Origin of the sequence: Janthinobacterium sp. EB271-G4-7A (assembly GCF_020858075.1) — a bacterium.
GTDB lineage: Bacteria > Pseudomonadota > Gammaproteobacteria > Burkholderiales > Burkholderiaceae_D > Janthinobacterium > Janthinobacterium lividum.
Genome location: NZ_JACYMI010000001.1, coordinates 928,374 through 946,910, shown reverse-complemented (window position 1 = coordinate 946,910; position 18,537 = coordinate 928,374). Strand labels below are relative to the sequence as shown.

20 protein-coding genes are annotated in these 18,537 nt (G+C 59.9%); 3 read left to right on the top strand and 17 right to left on the bottom strand.

The window, feature by feature from the left end:
- Positions 1–9: 9 nt before the first annotated feature.
- From IGS58_RS04360 to IGS58_RS04330, 7 genes are all read right to left on the bottom strand, one after another.
- Positions 10–1,080, bottom strand: a complete 1,071-nt coding sequence (locus IGS58_RS04360; RefSeq protein WP_034747519.1) for a sulfate/molybdate ABC transporter ATP-binding protein — start codon at positions 1,078–1,080, stop codon at positions 10–12.
- 1 nt (position 1,081) lies between these two features.
- Positions 1,082–2,008 carry a sulfate ABC transporter permease subunit CysW gene (gene cysW / locus IGS58_RS04355; protein ID WP_034785420.1) on the bottom strand — a complete coding sequence of 309 codons (927 nt, stop codon included), beginning with the start codon at positions 2,006–2,008 and terminating at the stop codon, positions 1,082–1,084.
- On the bottom strand, positions 2,005–2,814 hold the full coding sequence (cysT, locus tag IGS58_RS04350) for a sulfate ABC transporter permease subunit CysT (RefSeq protein ID WP_099408869.1): 810 nt from the start codon (positions 2,812–2,814) through the stop codon (positions 2,005–2,007). Before cysT ends, cysW begins: the two co-directional genes overlap by 4 nt.
- 299 nt (positions 2,815–3,113) lie before the next feature.
- Positions 3,114–3,752 carry a peroxiredoxin gene (locus IGS58_RS04345; protein WP_034785187.1) on the bottom strand — a complete coding sequence of 213 codons (639 nt, stop codon included), beginning with the start codon at positions 3,750–3,752 and terminating at the stop codon, positions 3,114–3,116.
- 45 nt (positions 3,753–3,797) lie between these two features.
- A complete protein-coding gene (locus IGS58_RS04340; protein ID WP_230520746.1) occupies positions 3,798–4,364 on the bottom strand; it encodes an RBBP9/YdeN family alpha/beta hydrolase in 567 nt (188 codons plus the stop codon).
- A 44-nt stretch (positions 4,365–4,408) separates the two neighbouring features.
- Positions 4,409–5,413: a sulfate ABC transporter substrate-binding protein gene (locus IGS58_RS04335; protein ID WP_034785183.1), complete on the bottom strand. Its 1,005-nt coding sequence runs from the start codon at positions 5,411–5,413 to the stop codon at positions 4,409–4,411.
- Between the two features lie 260 nt (positions 5,414–5,673).
- Complete coding sequence (locus IGS58_RS04330) at positions 5,674–6,057, bottom strand: diacylglycerol kinase (protein ID WP_034785181.1); 384 nt, start codon at positions 6,055–6,057, stop codon at positions 5,674–5,676.
- A 151-nt stretch (positions 6,058–6,208) separates the two neighbouring features.
- Here IGS58_RS04330 and IGS58_RS04325 point away from each other — a divergent pair, with 151 nt between their 5' ends.
- Complete coding sequence (locus IGS58_RS04325; RefSeq protein WP_034785179.1) at positions 6,209–6,988, top strand: IclR family transcriptional regulator; 780 nt, start codon at positions 6,209–6,211, stop codon at positions 6,986–6,988.
- Between the two features lie 33 nt (positions 6,989–7,021).
- Here the strand turns inward: IGS58_RS04325 and pbpG are convergent, their stop codons facing one another.
- The 3 genes from pbpG to IGS58_RS04310 form a co-directional block, all read right to left on the bottom strand.
- On the bottom strand, positions 7,022–8,095 hold the full coding sequence (gene pbpG / locus IGS58_RS04320) for a D-alanyl-D-alanine endopeptidase (protein WP_230520745.1): 1,074 nt from the start codon (positions 8,093–8,095) through the stop codon (positions 7,022–7,024).
- A 177-nt stretch (positions 8,096–8,272) separates the two neighbouring features.
- Positions 8,273–8,992, bottom strand: a complete 720-nt coding sequence (locus tag IGS58_RS04315; RefSeq protein ID WP_070281339.1) for a nitroreductase — start codon at positions 8,990–8,992, stop codon at positions 8,273–8,275.
- A gap of 26 nt (positions 8,993–9,018) precedes the next feature.
- The gene (locus IGS58_RS04310; protein WP_442908352.1) at positions 9,019–9,936 is read right to left on the bottom strand and encodes a DMT family transporter; all 918 of its coding nucleotides are present in this window, start codon (positions 9,934–9,936) and stop codon (positions 9,019–9,021) included.
- A gap of 352 nt (positions 9,937–10,288) precedes the next feature.
- Between IGS58_RS04310 and IGS58_RS04305 the strand changes: the two genes are divergently transcribed.
- A complete protein-coding gene (locus tag IGS58_RS04305; protein WP_230520744.1) occupies positions 10,289–10,852 on the top strand; it encodes a phasin family protein in 564 nt (187 codons plus the stop codon).
- A 122-nt stretch (positions 10,853–10,974) separates the two neighbouring features.
- Here IGS58_RS04305 and IGS58_RS04300 read toward each other — a convergent pair whose 3' ends face one another.
- From IGS58_RS04300 to IGS58_RS04285, 4 genes are read right to left on the bottom strand one after another with little or no spacing between them, the layout of a single operon-like run.
- The gene (locus tag IGS58_RS04300; protein ID WP_070256673.1) at positions 10,975–11,694 is read right to left on the bottom strand and encodes an ABC transporter ATP-binding protein; all 720 of its coding nucleotides are present in this window, start codon (positions 11,692–11,694) and stop codon (positions 10,975–10,977) included.
- Positions 11,691–12,464: an ABC transporter ATP-binding protein gene (locus IGS58_RS04295; RefSeq protein WP_034785170.1), complete on the bottom strand. Its 774-nt coding sequence runs from the start codon at positions 12,462–12,464 to the stop codon at positions 11,691–11,693. The genes IGS58_RS04300 and IGS58_RS04295 overlap by 4 nt, the downstream gene beginning before the upstream one ends.
- Positions 12,465–12,476: 12 nt before the next feature.
- Positions 12,477–13,694, bottom strand: coding sequence for an ABC transporter permease subunit (locus IGS58_RS04290; protein ID WP_034785169.1), 1,218 nt, complete (start codon positions 13,692–13,694; stop codon positions 12,477–12,479).
- A 22-nt stretch (positions 13,695–13,716) separates the two neighbouring features.
- Positions 13,717–14,646, bottom strand: coding sequence for a branched-chain amino acid ABC transporter permease (locus tag IGS58_RS04285; protein WP_034785168.1), 930 nt, complete (start codon positions 14,644–14,646; stop codon positions 13,717–13,719).
- On the opposite strand from IGS58_RS04285, the gene IGS58_RS04280 reads away from it, so the two are divergent.
- Positions 14,597–14,863 carry a hypothetical protein gene (locus IGS58_RS04280; protein WP_167468615.1) on the top strand — a complete coding sequence of 89 codons (267 nt, stop codon included), beginning with the start codon at positions 14,597–14,599 and terminating at the stop codon, positions 14,861–14,863. The two genes, IGS58_RS04285 and IGS58_RS04280, sit on opposite strands and share 50 nt — an antisense overlap.
- Before the next feature lie 80 nt (positions 14,864–14,943).
- Here the strand turns inward: IGS58_RS04280 and ispH are convergent, their stop codons facing one another.
- The 3 genes from ispH to IGS58_RS04265 all read right to left on the bottom strand — a co-directional run bounded on the left by ispH (position 14,944) and on the right by IGS58_RS04265 (position 18,338).
- Positions 14,944–15,891 (bottom strand): 4-hydroxy-3-methylbut-2-enyl diphosphate reductase, encoded by a 948-nt coding sequence (gene ispH, locus IGS58_RS04275; protein WP_034785166.1) that lies wholly within the window; start codon positions 15,889–15,891, stop codon positions 14,944–14,946.
- Positions 15,892–15,900: 9 nt separating this feature from the next.
- Positions 15,901–16,356, bottom strand: a complete 456-nt coding sequence (locus tag IGS58_RS04270) for an FKBP-type peptidyl-prolyl cis-trans isomerase (protein ID WP_230520743.1) — start codon at positions 16,354–16,356, stop codon at positions 15,901–15,903.
- Positions 16,357–16,490: 134 nt separating this feature from the next.
- The gene (locus IGS58_RS04265; RefSeq protein ID WP_230520742.1) at positions 16,491–18,338 is read right to left on the bottom strand and encodes a LamG domain-containing protein; all 1,848 of its coding nucleotides are present in this window, start codon (positions 18,336–18,338) and stop codon (positions 16,491–16,493) included.
- Between the last annotated feature and the right edge of the window lie 199 nt (positions 18,339–18,537).

Genomic DNA, 18,537 nt, shown 5'->3' with positions numbered 1-18,537 from the left:
TATCCTGTATCAAGTTCGGGTGGGTTCAACAAATACATGGAGGCGTTTCGGGCGGACAACCAATGTCTCGCCTTCCTTCAGCTGCAGATGGGTAAAACGCTCGTTCGACATCACCGCTTCGATCAGCTCGCTGTTATCCACGCGCTGCAAATCCAGCTGGGCCAGCGGGCCGATCGCATGGGCGCGGCTCAGTTTCACAACGATGCCTTCCGCGCCCTGCGTGTAGCGGTCGATTTCCAGGTCATGCGGACGCACATAGGCCGTACCCTTGCTGTCGCTCACGCCCGCGTAGTCGGGCACCTCGAAGCTGGCGTCGCCGGTGGCCATCACGCCGTCGTGCACGCGGCCGTGGAACAGGTTGACGTTGCCGAGGAAACCGTAGACGAATGGCGACGCGGGATGGTTATAAACTTGCTCCGGGGAACCGAGTTGCTCGACGGTGCCCTTGTTCATCAGCACCACCTGGTCCGCCACTTCCAGCGCTTCTTCCTGGTCATGCGTGACGAAAATGCTGGTCACGTGCAAGTCGTCATGCAGGCGGCGCAGCCAGCGGCGCAATTCCTTGCGCACCTTGGCATCCAGGGCGCCGAACGGTTCGTCCAGCAGCAACACGCGGGGCTCGACGGCCAGCGCGCGCGCCAGGGCGATGCGCTGGCGTTGCCCGCCCGACAGCTGCGGCGGATAGCGGTCGGCCAGCCAGTCCAGCTGCACCAGTTCCAGCAAATCCTTCACCTTGCGGCGGATCTGGTCTTCCGAGGGGCGCTCGCTGCGCGACTTCACGCGCAAGCCGAAGGCCACGTTCTCGAACACCGTCATGTGCTTGAACAGTGCGTAATGCTGGAAGACGAAACCGACTTGGCGCTCGCGCACGTGGCGGTTCGACGCGTCTTCCGCGTCCAGCAGCACCTGGCCGCTGTCCGGATGTTCGAGGCCCGCAATAATGCGCAGCAGGGTGGTCTTGCCGCAACCGGACGGGCCCAGCAGGGCCGTCAATTCGCCGGCGGGAAAGTCCAGCGAGATATTGTCGAGGGCGACGAAATCGCCGAAACGCTTGTGGATGTTTTTAACTGCGATGGTCATATCAGTGCTCCGTAGAACGTAAGGCGGAATCGTCGGCGTCGCTCTCGTTCAAACGCCACTCAATGAAGGCTTTCAAGGCCAGGGTCACCAGGGCCAGCAGGGCCAGCAGCGAGGCGACGGCGAACGCGGCGGCGAAGTTGTACTCGTTGTACAGAATCTCCACCTGCAGCGGCATGGTGTTCGTTTCACCGCGGATATGGCCGGAGACCACGGACACGGCGCCGAACTCGCCCATGGCGCGGGCGTTACACAGGATCACGCCATACAGCAGACCCCACTTGATGTTCGGCAAGGTGACTCGGCGGAAGGTATTCCAGCCCGACGCGCCCAGCACGATGGCGGCCTCTTCCTCTTCGCTGCCCTGCGACTGCATCAGCGGGATCAGTTCACGCGCCACGAACGGGAAGGTAATGAAAATGGTGGCCAGCACGATGCCGGGCACGGCAAACAGGATCTTGATGTCGTGCGCCTGCAGCCACGGGCCGAACCAGCCCTGGGCGCCAAACATCAGCACATAGATCAGGCCGGAAATCACGGGCGAGACGGAAAACGGCAAGTCGATCAGGGTCAGCAAGATGCTCTTGCCGCGGAAGTCGAACTTGGCGATGCACCAGGATGCAGCCACGCCGAACACCAGGTTCAGCGGCACGGCGATGGCTGCCGTGATCAGGGTCAGCTTGATGGCGGAAATCGCGTCCGGATCGATGATGGCGGCGATATACGCTTCCCAGCCCTTCTTGAACGCTTCCGCAAACACGGCCACCAGGGGCACAATCAAAAAGGTCGTCAGGAACAGCAGGGCGATGGTGATCAGTACCGTGCGCACCCACAATGGTTCCAGCACGACGGGGCCGACATTCGGCTCGAAGCGGCGCGCCGTCGGGCGCGCATTGTCCACGCCAGCGATGGCAGTCGTATTCGTACTCATGATTTCTTCGCCTTTCCGCGCGTCCATGCTTGCAGCAGGTTAATCGTCAACAACAGCAAAAAGGAGACCACCAGCATCACCACGGCGATGGCCGTGGCGCCCGCGTAATCGTATTGCTCCAGCTTGGTAATAATGAACAGCGGCGTGATTTCCGACACCATGGGCATATTGCCGGCGATAAATATCACGGAACCGTATTCGCCCGTGGCGCGGGCGAAAGCCAGCGCAAAGCCCGTCAGCAAGGATGGCAAAATCGTGGGGAAGATGACGCGGATAAATGTTTGCAGGGAATTGGCGCCCAGGCTGGCGGCCGCTTCTTCCAGTTCCTTTTCCGCGTCTTCCAGCACCGGTTGCACGGTGCGTACGACAAACGGCAAGCCGATGAAGGTCAGCGCCACCACCACGCCCAGCGGCGTGAATGCCACCTTGATGCCCAGCACGCCTTCGATGAACTGGCCGAACCAGCCGTTCGACGAATACAAAGCCGTCAGGGTGATGCCGGCCACGGCCGTCGGCAAGGCGAACGGCAAGTCGACCAGCGCGTCGATGATGCGCTTGCCGGGGAATTTATAGCGCACCAGCACCCAGGCCAGGATGCCGCCAAACACCACGTTCAGCAGCGCGGCGATCAGCGAAGCGCCAAACGTCAGGCGGTACGACGCCATCACGCGGTCGGACGTGACGGCGCTGAAGAAGGCGTCCCACGTCATGGTGAAAGTTTTCAGGAACACCGACGACAGCGGAATGAGGACGATCAAGGCCAGGTAAAAGAGCGTGAAGCCCAGTGACAGCTTAAACCCCGGCATGACCCGAAACGGCGCTCCGCGCGCCTTGAGCGGTGCTGCTGATGCTGCAGACATAGAAACTCCTTCTTATTACATTTTTGAGTTATAGGCTGCAATAATCACATGCAATCGTTATAAAAAGAACTAACCATTTCTCATTTGCTTAGATGGATTTTGCATACTTGCCGATGGAAATGCTGGGCGAAAAAAAAGGGGTCGGACCCTGTGGGTCCGACCCCGGCTTTTGGGGTGGGGTTGGGCACACACTTAACCCAACACCTTGACGGCTGAGGTCAGACCCATTGGATCTGACCCCGTTCTTACTTGTTCGGCTGCGGCGTGAGGCGCAAGTATGGTTTCGCTGCCGTAAAGCCCTTCGGATATTTCTGCTTGATCACGTCCGGGTCTTGCACGGTCAATGGAATGATGACGTCGTCGCCATCTTTCCAGTTGCCGGGCGTGGCCACCGTGTAGCCGTCCGTCAGCTGCAGGGCATCGATGACGCGCAGGATTTCATTGAAGTTGCGACCCGTGCTCAGCGGATACGTGAGGATCAGGCGCACTTTCTTGTTCGGATCGACGATGAAGACGGAGCGCACGGTGGCCGTGACGGACTGTTCCGGGTGGATCATGTCGTACAGCACCGATACTTTCTTGTCGACGTCGGCGATGATGGGGAAGCCCACCACCGTGTTTTGCGTCTCTTCGATATCCTTGATCCAGCTCTTGTGCGATTCGGCCGCGTCCACGGACAGGGCGATGGCCTTCACGTTGCGCTTGTCGAATTCCGGTTTGAGCTTGGCCGTCAGGCCCAGTTCCGTCGTGCACACGGGGGTAAAGTCGGCCGGGTGGGAAAACAGCACCACCCAGGAATTGCCCGCCCACTCGTGGAACTTGAGCGGGCCGATCGAGCTGTCTTGTTCAAAATCAGGGGCGACATCGCCCAGGCGTAAAGTCATCGTGATCTCCTTGTGAGGTTGTGTGGCAATGGGATGTGCGTCGAATCAGGCTGCCTGACGGTGGCGCTTCTCGCTTTGCGCCAGATCAAACAGTGTTTGCAGTTGCGCCTGGCCGTAGACCCAGTCACCGAGGCGCGACTCGGCGTTGATATGACCCAGCGCACCGCCATCAATATACTTGCAATTCCAGCGCCGTGCCCACTGCGCCGCGTGTTCGGCCGTCATCCATGGGTCGGTCTGGCTGGCGATCAATATGCCGGGGCAAGGCAACCGCTTTTGCGGCAATGCCTTCGCCACGCCAAACTTGTCGGGATCGGCCGGCCCCACCAGCAGCACGCCAGCCACGCCCTGCGGATCGCGGGCCAGGCTGTGCGCCGTCGTCAGGCAGCCGAAGCTGTGGGCGACGATCAGGGTCGGGCGCGCATCCTGCCGCCGCACCTGGTCCAGGCGCGCCGACCAGGTGGCCAGGTCGGGAGCGTTCCAGTCGTCCTGCTCGACCCGCTCGAATTGCGGATACAGGCGCTGCCAGCGGCTCTGCCAGTGCTCGGGACCGCTGTTATGCAAGCCCGGCACGATCAGTACCCGGTAATCGGAAAAGCTGCGCAGCGCCATGGTGGATCCTTTTAGTAACGGTCTGGCAATCGTGCCATCCGATCTTATTTAGGCTGGTAGATCTGGTCGAAGATGCCGCCGTCGGCAAAGTGCGCCTTCTGTGCCGCCGTCCAGCCGCCCGCCACTTGCTCGATGGTGAACAGGTTGACCTTGGCAAATTGCGACGCGTATTTCTTCGCCGCCTTGTCCGTTGCCGGACGATAGTAATTCTTCGCGATGATGTCTTGCGCTTCGTCCGTGTACAGGTAGTTCAGGTAAGCCTCGGCCACCTTGCGCGTGCCGTGCTTGTCGGCAAACTTGTCGACGACGGCGACAGGCGGTTCGGCCAGGATGCTGACGGACGGCGTGATGATGTCAAACTTGGTCGGACCCAGTTCCTTGACGGCCAGGTAAGCCTCGTTTTCCCAGGCGATCAGCACGTCGCCGATGCCGCGCTCAACAAACGTGGTGGTGGCGCCGCGCGCGCCGGAATCGAGCACGGGCACGTTCTTGTACAGTTTACCGAGGAAATCCTTGGCCTTCGCTTCGTTGCCGCCCGGCTGGCGCAGCGCGTAGCCCCACGCTGCCAGGTGGTTCCAGCGGGCGCCGCCCGAGGTTTTCGGGTTCGGCGTGATGACGGAGACGCCCGGCTTGATCAAGTCATTCCAGTCCTTGATGCCTTTCGGGTTGCCCTTGCGCACCAGAAACACGATGGTCGAGGTGTACGGCGAGCTGTTGTGCGTCAAGCGCTTTTGCCAGTCGGCGGCCAGCAGCTTGTGCTCGGCCAGCGCATCGATGTCATAGGCCAGGGCCAAGGTCACGACGTCCGCTTCCAGGCCATCGATGACGCCGCGCGCCTGCTTGCCGGAACCGCCGTGCGATTGCTTGATCTTGACGTTGTCGCCCGTCTTGCCTTTCCACTCCTTGGCAAATGCCGTGTTCACATCCTGGTACAGCTCGCGCGTCGGGTCATACGACACGTTGAGCAGGGTGATATCGGCAGCCTGCGCCGTTTGCAGAATGGCAAACGCGCTGATGGCGGCGGCAATGATGATTTTTTTCGACAGCATCTAAGATCCCCGAGTGGTTGAACTTTCAGAACCACCAGATTACGGCGCTATGGCCGCAAAGAGAACGAAGCGTTTCGCCGTTTGATATGCGATTTTCGCATATGGATGGCGCGCACCGGGGATAAAGCAGTTAAAACCAAGGACACCTGACAAAACCGTAGCGAGCGGAAGGGAGAGGCGGTCGAGAAGCGCAACTGTGCTTTAGTACAGTGAGCATCGCAGGCTGCCTATACCGACGCGCAGTAGGTTTTGACAGGTGTTCAATAGAAACGGTTAAAGAGGACCACTGCCCAGGCGGCGAAGGCCAGGATGCAGGTCAGCAACACGGCCGCGCTGCCGAAGTCCTTGGCGTTCTTCGACAGCGGATGGCGTTCCAGCGAGATGCGGTCGACCACGGCTTCCAGCGCGGAATTGATCAGCTCGACGATCAGTACGAGCAGCAGCACGCCGATCAGCACCAGCTTTTCAAAGGCGGAGATGCGCAGCAGCAAGGCGATCACCGTGCCGACGACGAACAGGCCCAGTTCCTGGCGGAACGCGTGTTCATGGCGCCAGGCCGCCTTCAAGCCATCGAGCGAGTAGAAAAAAGCGGAAAAGATCCGCTTCAAGCCACTCTTACTTTTGAATTCATTTACAGGTTGCATAGTTTTCCATATGTAAATCAAGTGCAGTGGGCACATTATGGGGGCGACATAGCACTGTGACCATTTATTCGCTGAATATCTCGGAACATTTCACTATTTTTTCACATTATGGTATAAAGAAGCATGAATACTGCATTGCACCAAATCCATCATGAAAATTGAACCGGTCGCGGCCCCCAAGACAACGATACAGGTGATCGAACGCATGGTCGCCCTGCTTGATGCCCTGGCGAAATATTCGGACCCGGTCAGCCTGAAGGAATTGTCGAAGGTTTCCGGCCTACACCCCTCGACGGCGCACCGCATTCTCAACGACATGGTGCTGACGCGCTTTGTCGACCGCATCGAACCGGGCACGTACCGGCTGGGCATGCGCCTGCTGGAACTGGGCAATGTGGTGAAAAGCCGCCTCAGCGTGCGCGAAGCGGCGCTGGACTTCATGCGCCAGCTGCACAAGAAAACCCAGCAAACCATCAACCTGTCCGTGCGCCAGGGCGACGAGATCGTCTACATCGACCGCGCCTTTTCCGAACGCTCGGGCATGCAGGTGGTGCGCGCCATCGGCGGCCGCGGCCCGCTCCACCTGACCTCGACCGGCAAGCTGTTCCTGTCGGTGGACGAGCCGAAAGCCATCCGCGCGTATGCCACGCGCACGGGCCTGGCCGGACACAACAAGAATTCCATCACGGATCTGCAAAAACTCGAGCGCGAACTGAGCCTAGTGCGCGAGCGCGGCTATGCGCGCGACAATGAAGAGCTGGAACTGGGCGTGCGCTGCATGGCCGCCGGCATCCGCGACGACTCCGGCAAGCTGATCGCCGGCCTGTCGATCTCGGCACCGGCCGACCGTCTGCAGGATGAGTGGCTGGTGGACCTGGTGGAAACGGCGAACCAGATTTCCGTCACGCTGGGCTATATCCCGCAAGACTAAATATACAGGGCAGCTACGCTACCCTGTATATTTTTAGCCGCCGGGCAGGCTCATATTGGCTGGTTTCAGTGCTTCGAGCCACTTGCGCATGCGTCCCGCATCGGCCGTACGCGACTGTTTCCCCTTGGAATCGAGGAAGACCATGATCACGGCCCGCCCTTCGATGACAGCCTGCATCATCAAACAACGCCCCGCCTCATTGATGAACCCCGTCTTTTGCAAGCCGATCTCCCAACCGGGGTTGGCCACCAGGTGATTCGTATTGCCAAACTGCATGGGCTGGCCGCTGGCTTCGACGATGGCTTTCGGGTCCGTCGAGTATTCGCGCAGCAGCGGATGGCGGAAAGCGGCCATGGCCAGCTTGCCCAGGTCGCGCGCGCTGGCCACGTTCATTTTCGACAAGCCGCTGGAATCGACGTAATGCGTATCCATCATGCCCAGCTGGCGCGCCTTGCTGTTCATGGCATCGACAAACGCCGGCAAGCCGCCCGGATAGTTACGGCCCAGCGCCGAGGCGGCGCGGTTTTCCGAGCTCATCAAGGCGATGTGCAGCATATTCGCGCGCGTCAATTGCGAACCCACTTTCAGGCGCGAACTGCTGAACTTGGCGCGGTCAACGTCCTCGTCCGTGATCGTCAGCACTTCATCCATGTCCTGGCGCGCTTCGACCACCACCAGGCCCGTCATCATCTTGGTGATGGAGGCGATGGGCAAGGCCACATTGGAATTCTTTTCAAACAGCACTTCCGCATTGGCCTGGTCCAGCACCAGCGCCACGCTGGACTTGAGGTCGAGCGGATCGCGCGTCAGGTTCAGGCCGGCCAGATCGCCCATGGTCGGCATCGGTGCGGCCATGGGCACGGCCACGCTGCTGACTTTTTGATAGATGACTTTGCGCTTGCCGCGCACCATGACGACCCGGCGCACGGTCTTTTCGCGCGGCGCGGCCGTCGCGCCCTTGCGCAGCACGACTTTGACTTTCTTGGTATTTTGTTTCTTGGACGCAGAGGATTTGCCGTTCGCTTCCTTGGCTTGCACGGCCGCAGCCGGCGCCAGCGCAAACAGCAGGGAAGCCAGGATACCCAGCGCAAGTTTAAACTTAGCCATTCGATAATTCCCCGTGAAGCTGTTGCCTTATTGCAGTGTAGCGAAATGCAGAGTAATCGCAAGTCTATTTAACAGTTAGGACAGTATTTATTGCAGCAATGAAATACAAATCGTTGGCGATCAGCAAACAAACTCATCCTTAACCGCTTGTTTGACCGTGTCCGTCGCCAGTAATGTCTATTTGTCCATGAATTTAACAAAGCCGGCCAGCGGCTCGCGTTCCGTGTTCAGGCGGTTCTCGACCTTGTCCGGGTCGGCATAGCCGAGGGCCATGCCGCACACCACCATTTCGCTGGCCGGCACGCCCAGCTCGTCGCGGATGATGTCATGGTAATGGATGAAAGCCGCTTGCGGGCACGTGTCGAGTCCCCGCGCACGCGCTGCCAGCATGATGTTTTGCAAGAACATGCCGTAGTCGAGCCAGGAACCCTGTTCCAGCACCCGTTCGATAGTAAAGATCAGGCCCACGGGCGCATCGAAAAACTGGAAATTGCGTCCATGCTGGGCCGCCATGCCGGCCGTGTCGCCACGCTCCAGGCCCAGCAGCTGATACAGGTCCAGGCCGATCTTGCGGCGGCGCTCAATGAACGGCGCCGTCCACTGGCGCGGGTAATAGGTGTACGACGCCGTGCGCGCGGGCGCATCGGCTGCCTTGGGCGCGTCGTAGGCGGCCAGGATGCGGCGCGACAGGCGCAGGCGCGCTTCGCCCGACAGCACATACACTTTCCACGGCTGCATGTTGGCGCCCGATGGCGCGCGCGCCGCCACCTCCAGGATGCGCGCAATATCGTCCTGCGCCACCGGCGTGGGCAAAAAGGCGCGGATCGAACGGCGCGACACGATGACGGCGTCCACGGCTTGCTGCGCCGACTGTGTTTCAGATGCTTGCTTGCTCACTGCCCTGCTCTCCCGCTATATCTAGTCTATTTCTTGACCACGAACACCACACCGACCACGGCCACCAGCATGCCGGCGATACCCAGCATATTGAACGCTTCGCCAAACATCAGCCAGGCCATCACGGCCGTCGTGGGCGGCGTCAGGTACAGCAGGCCCGTCACTTTTGTCGCATCACTGCGGCGGATCAGGGCGAACAGCAGGAAGATGGCACCGATGGACAGCACGAGTACCGACCACAGCAAGGCGCCGATAAAATTCGCCGTCCATTGCACATTGCTGAAATGCAAATCCAGTCCTTCGTAATACAGGGCGAATGGCAAGACCACCACGATGGAGGCGGCAAACTGCACCACCGTGCCGGTGCGCAAGTCGAATTGCGGGCAGTGGCGTTTTTGGTACATGGTGCCGGCCGTCATCGACAGCAGGGCGAACACGCACAGCAGCACGCTTTCCACCGTCAGGCCCACGAGGTTGATCTTCGCATACACGACGAGGGCCACGCCCAGCAAGCCAAAGAACAGGCCCAGCCACTGGCGCGGACGCACGGATTCGCCGATCAGGGGCGCGGCGCAGGCCGTCAGCACGGGCTGCATGCCGACAATGAGCGCGGAAAGGCCGGCCGGCATGCCCAGCTTGATGGCGCACCAGACGCCGGCCAGGTAGCCGGCCTGCATCAGGATGCCGGCCACGGCGATCTGGCGGAACTGTCCCACGGGCCATGGCGCGCGCAACAGCAGCACCAGCGGCAGCAGGATCACCAGCACGCCCAGGAAGCGCAGCAGCAAAAAGGTCAGCGGCGGCGCATATGGCAAGCCGAACTTGGCGACGATAAAACCTGTGCTCCATAACAACACAAAGAAACCGGGCAAGGCCATCGGCGCCAGAGTGGTCAGTAAAGAGGCTTTGCCGCTGGCGCCAGCCGCGGCGGGGAGATTGGACATGGTATCAACTCGGGAAACGGGGGTCGGCACCGGGGCGCTGCGCCAGTGCGGGAGGCAAAGTCTAGCATGCTGCGCCGCGATCGTCCCCGCAGCCTGTGGAAACGATAGTTTAAGTCCAAACCATTAACAGGTAGAAATCAAATATTTCTCTTTAGAAACAATGACTTTTGACGCAAATCTATTCAATTGTTGCATCGCACAAGAATCGCTTGACTTCGTTTTTTTTCGCCGTAGAATAGGGTTTGTTGCGTTGCACAATTCTTGTTCAGCTTGAAAAATTTAGATTCACCTGCTTTCCCAAACGGTACACGCAGCATCAAATTAACCAGATTTCGATTTTTTGGAGATTTATATGTTTTCAATTCCTGAGCAATTTTCGTCCGCTACCAAAGCCAACCTGGAAGCCCAATTCGCCCTTTTCTCGTCGCTGACGGGCAAAGCCTTCGAAGGCATCGAAAAGATCGTCGAACTGAACCTGACCGCTGCCAAGGCAACGCTGGAAGAATCGACCGCCGCCGCCAAGCAATTGCTGTCGGCAAAAGACCCACAAGAATTTTTCTCGCTGAGCGCAGCCCAAGCCCAGCCTAGCGCCGAAAAAGCCATCGCTTACGGCCGTCACCTGGCTGCCATCACGTCCGGCACCCAAGCTGAATTCAGCAAAGCAGCTGAATCGCAAATCGCTGAAACCAACCGCAAAGTCCTGTCGCTGGTGGAAGAAGTGACCAAGAACGCGCCAGCCGGTTCGGAAAACGCCGTTGCCATCCTGAAAAGCGCCATCGGCAACGCCAATGCAGGCTACGAGCAATTCTCGAAAACCAGCAAGCAAGCCGTCGAAGCCATCGAAGCGAACCTGACTTCGGCCGTGAACCAGTTCACGCAAGCGGCTGAAAAAGCCGTTCCGCGCACTGCCAAGTAATTCCTGCGCGACCGCTACGGCGGTCCGTTGTTAACAGCTCCTCCAGGCATCCATCCCGTACTTCCCCGACGGATGCCATTATGCCCCAGCCCAGCTGGGGCATTTTTTATGCCTGATCCCTCTTACTCCCCCAGATACGCCGCCTTCACGCGCGGGTCGTCGAGCATGGCGGCCGCGTTGCCGCCCATGGTGACCAGGCCGGAATCCATCACATAGCCGCGGTGCGCCGCCTGCAGGGCCAGGCGGGCATTTTGTTCGACCAGCAAAATCGTGATGCCTTCGGACGACACCTTGCGGATCACCTCGAAAATTTTCTCGACCATGATGGGCGACAGGCCCATCGATGGCTCATCGAGCAGCAGCAGCTTCGGATGACTCATCAGGGCACGCGCCATGGCCAGCATCTGCTGCTCGCCGCCTGACAGGGTGCCGGCCATCTGCGCCGCCCGTTCCTTCAGGCGGGGAAACACGTCGAACCAGCGGGCGATATCGTCCTCGACGCCCGCCTTGTCCGTGCGCGTGTAGGCGCCCATCATGAGGTTTTCGCGGATCGACATGCGGGTAAACACGCCCCGCCCTTCCGGCACCATGGCCAGTTTCCTTTCCACCAGGTGAAACGATTTCGTGCCCTTCAGCGACTCTCCCAAGTAGCTGATCGTGCCCTCGATCTTGCAGGCAGGCAAAGTACCCGTGATGGCTTTCAAGGTCGTCGTCTTGCCGGCGCCGTTCGCGCCGATCAGGGCGATCAGCTCGCCCTCGTTCACTTCCAGGTCGATGCCTTTCACTGCCTTGATGCCGCCGTAGGCCACGTGCAGGCCCGCCACCTTCAATATATTACTCATGCGTGCGATCCCCCCAGGTAAGCCTCGATGACGGCCGGATTTTGTTGTATTTCGGCCGGCAAGCCTTCGGCGATGCGCTTGCCATACTCGAGCACCGTGATGCGGTCGCACAGTCCCATCATCAGTTTCACGTCGTGCTCGATCAACAGCACGGTCTTGCCTTCTGCCTTGATTTTCACCAGCAACTCGCGCAAGGCCAGCTTTTCCGTCGCATTCATGCCCGCCGCCGGCTCATCGAGGGCCAGCAGGGTCGGATCGGTGGCCAGCGCGCGGGCGATTTCCAGGCGCCGCTGGTCGCCATACGACAGGAAGCGCGCCGTGCGGCTGGCGAACTGGGCGATGCCGACGAAATCGAGCAGCTCCATGGCCCGCTTGCGGATGGACGCCTCTTCCTCGCGCGCCGCCTTGTGGCGAAAGATGGCGCCGAACACGCCCTGGTGCGAGCGCACATGGCGCCCCACCATGACGTTTTCCAGCGCCGTCATGTCGCCAAACAGGCGGATGTTCTGGAAGGTGCGCGCGATGCCCGCCTTGGCCACCTTGTGCGGCGCGGACGGCGAATACGGCTTGCCGGCCAGTTCGAAGGTGCCCGTATCGGGCTGGTACAGGCCGGTGATCACGTTGAAAAACGTCGTCTTGCCGGCGCCGTTCGGGCCGATCAAGCCGTATATCTGGCCTTGCCGGATGGTGATGCCCACGTCGGTCAGCGCCTGCAAGCCGCCGAAACGTTTATTCACGCCGGCAATATTGAGAATGATCTGTTCGCTCATGCTATCCCTCCCTTAAGCGGACACGACGCCGGTGGATTTGTTAGGCTGGTCCACATCGTGGTCGGGCCGGTCTTCGTGCTTCGGCGATGGCCACAGGCCGGCAGGACGGTTGAGCATGATCAACACCATGGCCAGGCCATACAGCAGCTGGCGCAGCACTTCCGCCTCGATCACCACGTGGCCAAACAGCGCCTGCTGGGCCGGTTCCACCACGTGGCGCAGCACTTCCGGTATCGAGGCGAGGATCACGCCACCGAGGATCACGCCGGGGATGTGGCCGATGCCACCCAGCACCACCATGGCCAGCACGGCGATCGACTCCGTCAGCGAGAACGATTCCGGCGAAACAAAACCCTGGAACGAGGCAAACATGGCGCCGGCCACGCCGCCGAACGAAGCGCCCATGGAAAAGGCCAGCAATTTCACGTTGCGCGTATTGATGCCCATGGCCTTGGCGGCGATCTCGTCTTCGCGGATGGCTACCCAGGCGCGGCCCAGGCGCGAATGCTGCAGGCGCTTGGTGACGAACACGACGGCGATGCACAGGAAGAGGAACAAAAAGTAATAGGCATTCACGGACGGCATGGAAAAGCCCGCCACCATGACGGTGCTGTTGGTGCCCGCCTCGCCCGCCAGGTTGACGCCGAAGATGCGGATGGGGTCGATCAGATTGATGCCTTGCGGCCCATTCGTGAAATTGATCGGGTCGTTCAAATTGTTCATGAAGATGCGGATGATCTCGCCAAAGCCCAGGGTCACGATGGCCAGGTAGTCGCCGCGCAGTTTTAATGTGGGCGCACCCAGCAGGGCGCCGAACAGGCCGGCAACAAAGGCGGCCAGCGGCACGATGATCCAGATCGACAGGTGGATGCCGTTTTCGCGGATTTCCGGACCCATCAGCTGCACCAGGGTTTCGCCCAGCACCGGATACTGGTTCACCACCGATTCGAGCAGGATGGCGAACTGGGGCGAGGCCAGCAAGGCCGTCAGGTAGGCGCCCACGGCATAGAAGGCGATGTAGCCGAGGTCAAGCAGGCCGGCAAAGCCGACGACGATGTTCAGGCCCAGGGCCAGCATGATGTACAGCAAGGCCATGTCGATGATGCGCACCCACGAGTTGCCGAACTGGGCGGCAAAAAACGGGAACACCATCAGCAGCGCGGCCAGGCCCAGCATGCCGGCGTAGGCTTTGGTCGGATTTTTCTTAGCGTCAAAATCGAGTAGTGCCATGATTTATTCTCCCAGTTTCACATCAGGCACGGTCGGCCACGCGTTCGCCCATGATGCCGGACGGGCGCAGGGTCAACACGATGATCAGCACGACGAAGGCAAAGATATCCTGGTAGTGGCTACCCAGGAAACCGCCCGTGATGTCGCCGATATAGCCAGCGCCCAGACTCTCGATAATACCCAGCAAGATACCGCCCAGCATGGCGCCATAGATATTGCCGATGCCGCCCAGCACGGCCGCACAGAAGGCCTTCAAGCCGGGAATGGCGCCCATGGAGAACTGGATGGACGCGTAGTTGGCGCCCCACATCACGCCCGCCACGGCGGCCAGCGCGGCGCCGATGGCAAAGGTGGCAACGATGACCTTGTCGGAATCGACACCCATGAGTCCAGCCACGCGAGGATTTTCCGCCGTGGCGCGCATGGCGCGGCCCATTTTCGTTTTTTCCACCAGCAACACCAATCCGCCCATCGACAGCGCGGCCAGGGCCAACAGCAGCACTTGCGTTTGCGAAATCACGGCACCGCCTATGTTGATGGGGTCGGTCGACAGCAATTGCGGAAAGGGCAAGGGATTGCGCGTCCAGATCATCATGGCGAAGGTTTGCAGCAGGATGGAGACGCCGATGGCGGTAATCAGGGGGGCGAGGCGGGGGGCGTTGCGCAGGCGGCGGTAGGCGACCCGCTCGATGATGATATTGACCAGAATACAGATGGGAATGGCGCCGAGGATGGCGGTGGCCAGTTTCAGGTAACCGGGCCAGTCGGGCACATAGATGCCCAGCAGCTTGAGGATGGTCAAGCCCACCATGGCGCCGATCATGAGCACGTCGCCATGGGCGAAGTTGATCAGGTTCAGAACGCCGTACACCATTGTGTAACCGAGGGCGACTAAGGCATACATGCTGCCCAACACCAAGCCGTTAATGATCTGCTGGATGAATGTATCCATGATTGCCCTATCAAATATGCATTTTTCGGGAACAACTTCCGCCAGAACATGGGTCGCTGATACAAAAACGGCACCGGAGGAAGAATTCCTGCAGTGCCATCCCTGGACCGTTCTCACCAGCATGGTGCACGCACTGAAAACGGGCGTGACCTTGCTTAGTCATAACGACAACATATTCAAGCTTGAGGCAATCATAACGATCTTTTGCAAAAACTAAGCTTGGAATAAATCGATCATTTCCGAATTAAATTCGGTTTTGAGGTAACTATTTCATCGATACTCAACAGCCATACAGACTCAGGCGACGTCGCGCTTGATGCCATCGAGGCCTTTCGGCATCGGGAACGTGACGGCTTCCTGCACGCCGTCGAGCGGACGCACGCTACGCACGCCGCACTCTTTCAAGCGGTCGATGACGGCCTGCACCAGTACCTCGGGCGCGGAGGCGCCAGCCGTCACACCCACGCGCAGCTTGCCTTCCAGCCAGGCGGGGTCGATTTGCGAGGCATTGTCGACCATATAGGCAGGCGTGCCCATCTTCTCGGCCACTTCGCGCAAGCGGTTCGAATTCGAGCTGTTCGGGCTGCCGACGACGATCACCACTTCCACTTGCGGCGCCATGAATTTCACGGCTTCCTGGCGGTTCGTGGTGGCGTAGCAGATGTCGCCTTTTTTCGGCTCGGCGATATTCGGATATTTCGCTTTCAAGGCCGCAATAATGTCGCTAGTGTCGTCAACTGACAACGTTGTTTGCGAAACATAGGCCAGGCTCTCCGGATTGGCGACCTGCAGTTTCGCCACATCTTCGAGCGTTTCCACCAAATGCATGCCCATATCGGCCTGGCCCATGGTGCCTTCGACCTCGGGATGGCCATCGTGGCCGATCATGATGATCTCGCGGCCTTCGCGGCGCATCTTGCCCACTTCCATGTGCACCTTGGTGACCAGCGGGCAAGTCGCATCAAAAATGCTCAGGCCGCGCGATTCCGCCTCGGCGCGCACGGCTTTCGACACGCCATGGGCGGAAAACACGAGCGTATTACCAGCAGGCACGTCATCGAGGTCGTCGATGAAGATGGCACCCTTGTTGCGCAAGTCGGCCACCACATAGGCGTTGTGGACGATTTCATGGCGCACATAGATCGGTGCGCCAAATTGCTGCAAGGCGCGTTCGACGATTTCGATCGCCCGGTCGACGCCAGCGCAGAAACCGCGGGGCTGGGCCAGTAACAGTTCTTTATCCATCGCTACTCCTTACAGGACCGAAATAAGCTTGACTTCAAAGCGCAGCGGCTGGCCAGCCAGCGGATGGTTGAAGTCGAACAGGGCCGAGTCGTCGCGCATTTCGCGCAGCACGCCGGCAAAGCGGCCGCCACCCGGGGCGGCGAAGTCGACCAGGTCGCCGATCTTGTAGTCGGCACCGGGCACCGAGTTCTCGTCCAGGGTAGCGCGCGAGACGGACTGCACCAGCTCCGGATTGCGCTCGCCAAAGCCTTCGCCGGCGGCCAGCTCGAATGTCTGGTGCGTGCCTTCAGGCAAACCCAGCAAACGCTGCTCGAGGAATGGCGCCAGTTGGCCATGTCCCAGCATCAAGGTAGCAGGATTGCCGCTGAAGGTAGTGACAATATCAGTACCGTCAACAGTAGCAAGACGATAATGCAGGGTGAGGTAAGCCGCTTCGGTAACGACTGCTGGTTGCTCGTTGGACATAGTAGTTTTCAGGTAACTGGTGCAAAACGATATTGTAAGCCACCCTGAGCCAGCGCGCCCCATGCCATCTCGGCGCGGCCATGCTTTTGTCAAAAAACATGGCCGCGCAACACATCCGACGCCGGATCGGCGAATCAGACGTTGACGTACGTCAACCCGCCCGCCGTGCTGGCGTGATTGCCGAAGCCGGAGCTGTCCTCCAGGTTGCCGTCGAGCTTCCAGCGTCCCACGGGCCGGTGCACGATGCCATACTGGCCATAGTCATACACTTCCTTGGGCGTCAGCACGCGGTCGTACAGGATGACGTCCGACAACTGCCAGGCGGGCGCGCCCTGCTCCAGCGCATCCACGGTGCGGCCGATCACCAGGGGCGCGCCGCTGGCCTGCACGAATGGCGTCGCCATCTTGTTGCCCTGCGACATCAGGAAATCGTCGACATACAGGCTGATGGAACCATCATGCTTGACGGTGTAGGTGCAGCGAAACCAGCGGTTGGCGCTATCCACGTTCACGCCGTGACCATTGTTATTGAAGCCAGCACCGGCACTGTTGCGCAGGAACAGGAACGTCTGGATATCCTGCGTCAGCAGCGTCCATCCTTTCAGGTTCGCCTGGCGCGCGACAAACGCCCCGCCCCGGCCCACCATCGTGGAAAATGCCTGTTGCCGGATGCAATACGACAGCGAAAAATCGGCGCTCTCGTAGCGCACGGATGACGGCACGGTAAGCAGGAGGCCCGGCTGGAACTGCAAGGTTTTCTTGACGCCGAAGCAAGGCGTGGGCGGCGCCTGACGGACGGCGTCGTCGCCGCGCAAGGCGTCCCAGACGGCCTTGCGTCCGTTGCTGTAGGCGGGTGTTTCCACCAGGTTCAGACCGGCGTCTGCCATGGGCTTGCCGCCGTTCCAGTCCCAATAGCATGCCAGTTGCACGCCCGTACGGCGTATGGCGCTCAGCAAGGCGTGCAAGTTGTCTTGCCGTTCGGTATCTTGCAACGCCTGCTCCTGCTTTTCCGACAGGCAAAAGCTGCCAAGATAATACGGCTTGCCCAAGGCCTTGGCCGCGCGCTGCATCACTTGCAGGTAAGCGAGCGAAGACGAGACGAAGTCGGCCGGCAGATCCGCGCTGTTGTCCAGGGCGCTGCTCACATATTCATTACCCAGAAACAGGTTTTCACAAAGACAGTCGACCGGGTCCGGATTCATCAATGGCAAGGTTTCCGTGACGTATTGCTGCAACGAGCCTTGCCGGGACGAAGTATGGGCAATGCCCGCGTTACCGGAAGAAATCATGCGCGCCAGGCCATCGTTGCCACGCAGCAATTGCGCCGTCTCCTGGATGATTTCCCGGCAAACGCTCAAGCTCATGTCCGTCACGCCCATCAGTTCCTGCGCAGCCATCCAGGCGGCGATGCCGGCATGGTTGCTGTAGTGCTGCGCAAAAGCCTGCGCAAAGGCACGCATGTAGCGGCGTGTTTTCGACTGCGGATTGGCCAGTGCGACGCGCGCGGCGGCGGCCTGCTCGTCTTTTTTAGCGCCCGCAGGGCCCGCCTCGCCCACCAATTGCGGCACGGCGTAGGGATTCCAGAATGGGCAGGCGATGATGCCGATGCCATTGGCCAGCGCGCAATCGAGCAGCGCCTGGATCGCGGCCCAGTATTCAGGCTTGATATTGAGCGCGGTCAGCGTGTTGTCGGTGGCGAAATTGGGCTTGCCAACGACCTCGCCCCAGTTCCAACCGCCATCCTCGCCGTTGAAAGGCGCCAGCATCACCTGGAGGTACTTGAAGCCGTTGGCGGCAAGATAGGGAAAATCCGTGCTGTAATCAGGATTCTTCACGTCCGGCGTCAGAGGTGCGGTAACGCTCCAGTTGCGGTGCTCCAGATACGCGTGCGCATTGAGGCCGATGCCGCTGACCTTGCCCGTGTTGACGCCGGCGGCGTTGAACTCTTGCATGACTCCATTGATAACTTTGATGTACGGCATGACGACTCCTGTAAAACAAGTGGAAGACATTGAGTTCAGGGCCCTGACTCTCCGCCGCTGCAACTTGCATGAAGTGCAACGACAGGCAAATCATAGCGCTTGAAAATGGCCAGGCCGGGCATCTTGGTTTTTGTTTTTTTCATATGATTCGCCATGAAGACGAGCTAGCGCAGCATGGCCGCCCGGGGAAGGCGCGACA